Raw genomic sequence first — 3001 nt, forward strand, 5'->3', positions numbered from 1 at the left:
CTGGGCGCTTTTCTGGCGGGCGTGCTGCTGGCCAGCTCCGAATACCGGCACGCCCTGGAAAGCGACATCCTGCCCTTCAAAGGTCTGTTGCTCGGCCTGTTTTTCATCGCCGTGGGCATGAGCATGCAACTCGGTTTGCTGGTCAGCGCGCCGCTGCAGGTGCTGCTGGGTTTGCTCGCCATCGTCGCCATCAAGGCGCTGGGTCTGTGGCTGGTGGCGCGCATCATGGGCATGCGCGGGCGCTCGGCGGTGCTGCTGGCGGTGTTGCTGTCGCAAGTGGGCGAATTCGCTTTTGTGGTGCTGGCTGCGGCCAAGCTCTCGCAGGCCTTGCCCGCCGCCGACGCCGATCTGCTCACCCTGATCGCCGCGCTGTCCATGGTTTGCACGCCGCTGCTGCTCAAGGTGTTTGACTTCTGGTGCCGCGCCGAAGACAGCGACCGCGCGCCCGACACCTTTGACGACGAGCACGCGCCGGTGCTGCTGGCCGGCTTTGGCCGCTACGGCCAGATCGTGGCGCGCATGCTGCTCGGCGCGGGGCTCAAGCCCACCGTGATCGACCACGACGCCAACACCGTGGATTCGGCCCGGCGCTTTGGCTTCAAGGTCTATTTTGGCGACGCCACCCAGCCCGACCTGCTGAACGCCGCCGGGGTGGAACACGCACGCGCCTTCGTCATCGCCATCGACGACCAGGCCCAGGCCAGCCGCGTGGTGCACACGCTCAAACAACTGCACCCGAATCTGCCGGTGATCGTGCGCGCGCGCGACGCCTTGCACGCCATGGACCTGGAAGAAATGCAGGCCCACCACGTCGAGCGCGAAGTGTTTGAAGCCTCGCTGCGCAGCGCCCGCGCCGCGCTGGAGGTACTGGGCTTTGACCGCTTCCACACGCGCCAGATGGCCGACCACTTTCGCCACCATTCGAAACGCTTTCTGCTCGCCGCCGTGGCCACCCGGCACGACGAAAAAGACCTGATCGTGCGCGTGCGCCAGGCGCGGGAACAATTTGAAGGCGACATGCAGCAAGAAATGCAGCACCAGGCGGCGCACACCGCCGAACGCGGCTGGCGGCCCGACGACTGAAACCGCTCCTGGGCGCGACCGGTGTGCTGAGACAGCGGCGCGCAGGCGCCACCCCGTTCAGTAGCGCGTGAGTGGCCGCAAGCTGGCCGGCACAAAGCCCGACAGCGTGTGGTGTATCGCCTCTTCGTGGCGCTGCCACCAGATGCCCAGCGCCACCACCGCCAAGCCCAGGAGCGTGAGCGCAAACGGAAACAGCAAGCTGTCTTCAAACACCCGGTAGGCCAGATGGCCCAAGTAGGCGGCCACACCGATGGCACCCAGCACCGTGAACACCCGCCGCCCGATCGCCGCGCCCAGAAAAATCAGAAACACGTTGATGCCGGCGTACACCAGCTTGTTGAGCTCGGAATCGCTTTCGCGCAGGCTCAAGCCACCCCAGAACATGATTGCGCCAAACAGGTAAAGCCAGAAGGCGAAATCTTGCCGCTCGTGCACCCGAATCGCACTGCGGCTGCGCACATCGACCCACACCGCCAGCGCGCAGGTGAGCAGGCCAAACACCAGCGACACGTCGCGGGTGAACTGCCAGTCGAAGCCGATTTTTTGCATCAGCATGTGCGCCACGTCCATGCTCAGGTACCAAATGGTCACCGCCACCGGCATCACCATGAACGGCAATTGGTAGCGCCACAACAGCACCACGGCAACCGCCAGCGTGCTCAGCTCCAGCGAGAGCCAGCGCCAGTCGATATAGCGGTGGAAATCGCGATAGCTGTCGGGGCCACCCTCGGGCCAGAAACCCAGGCCGTTCTGCAAAGCCCACACCGCCAGCGGCACCAGGCACACGGCCAGCGTGGCCAGAATGCCCGCCGGAATGCGCAAGCCCTTGCCGAGCAAGTTGTTCGCCACCAGCAAGGCCGCCACCAGATAACCCGCAGCCAGCGCGAACACGCCCCAGGGGCCAAACAGTTCCCAGCCCAGGGTCATGAACAGCGTCATGGCGCCAATGGCCAACATGCCGCCAAAGTAATACAGGGTGTGGGTGAAGCTGAACGCGGGGCCCGATGGCGCAGAGGCCACCGGCATGGGCTGCCCACCCGTGGTCGCCCGCGCGCCCGCGCCTGCGGCGAGTGCGGTCTGGGCTTTCAAAGCCTCGTCGGCCTGCGCGCGCGTGCGGCTGCCGGGCATGGCCCAACTGGCCCACAACGCGTGCGCCTGGGCCGGCACGATGGCGCCGTTTTCGACCGCAGACTCCACGTCGGCCCAGCGCAGCAGCACCCGCACATCGGGCGCAAACACATCGTCGCTCTGCGTTTCCATCCAGCGGGTGTTTTCGCCCAGGGCAATGGTGTCGGGGTTGTCGGTGTTCATGAAGGTCCCTTCTTTTTGTCTTTTTCTGTCTATTTTTGTGTGCCCATGGGCTGCCAGCAACCATACCGGAAAGCCCTGCGGCTCCCGCCTCCTTTTGTCGGCCCCAACCGCCGCCCGTGCCGCGCCCGCGCCGGTTTCGGGCGGGCGCCACCAGCGCCACACAGCCATGCCACAGCGGGCTTCCACCCTAGAATGAGCGCATGAGCTCCACCCCGCCAAAAAACACCACCCCCCACACGCCCGCCAGCGCCGATGCTGCCGAGCACAAGGTCAGCAACTTTCTGCGCCAGATCATCGAAAAAGACCTGGAACACGGCACCTACGCCGGCCGCCGCTGGGCCGGCAGCCCCGGTGACGCGGCCCACCAGGGCAAGGGCCAGCCCGACCCGGCCAAGATCCGCACCCGCTTTCCGCCCGAACCCAACGGCTACCTGCACATTGGCCACGCCAAGAGCATTTGCATCAACTTCGGGCTGGCACAGGAATACGGTGGCGTGTGCCACCTGCGCTTTGACGACACCAACCCCGAAAAAGAAGACACGGAATACGTCAACAGCATCATCGACGCCGTGAAGTGGCTGGGCTTTGACTGGAACGGCAGCCCCGA

Annotated in this window: 3 protein-coding genes; 2 read left to right on the forward strand and 1 reads right to left on the reverse strand. The window is 65.5% G+C overall.

Translation table 11 applies throughout. The features are described 5' to 3' along the window. On the forward strand, nt 1–1083 hold a 1083-nt coding region (locus ABYB95_RS20535), incomplete at its 5' end, for an NAD-binding protein (protein WP_372661247.1). 57 nt (nt 1084–1140) lie between these two features. On the opposite strand, the gene ABYB95_RS20540 is transcribed toward ABYB95_RS20535, so the two are convergent. Next, nucleotides 1141–2394, reverse strand: a complete 1254-nt coding sequence (locus ABYB95_RS20540; protein ID WP_372661250.1) for a DUF2157 domain-containing protein — start codon at nt 2392–2394, stop codon at nt 1141–1143. Between the two features lie 200 nt (nt 2395–2594). Here ABYB95_RS20540 and ABYB95_RS20545 point away from each other — a divergent pair. Continuing rightward, the coding region (locus ABYB95_RS20545) for a glutamate--tRNA ligase family protein (protein ID WP_372661253.1) at nt 2595–3001 on the forward strand (407 nt) is incomplete at its 3' end.

This window comes from Hydrogenophaga sp. (assembly GCF_041633695.1).
GTDB lineage: Bacteria > Pseudomonadota > Gammaproteobacteria > Burkholderiales > Burkholderiaceae_C > Hydrogenophaga.

Coding starts and splice junctions, on each gene's coding strand:
- ABYB95_RS20540 (WP_372661250.1), bottom strand. CDS start 2,394: ATGAACACCGACAACCCCGACACCATTGCCCTGGGCGAAAACACCCGC.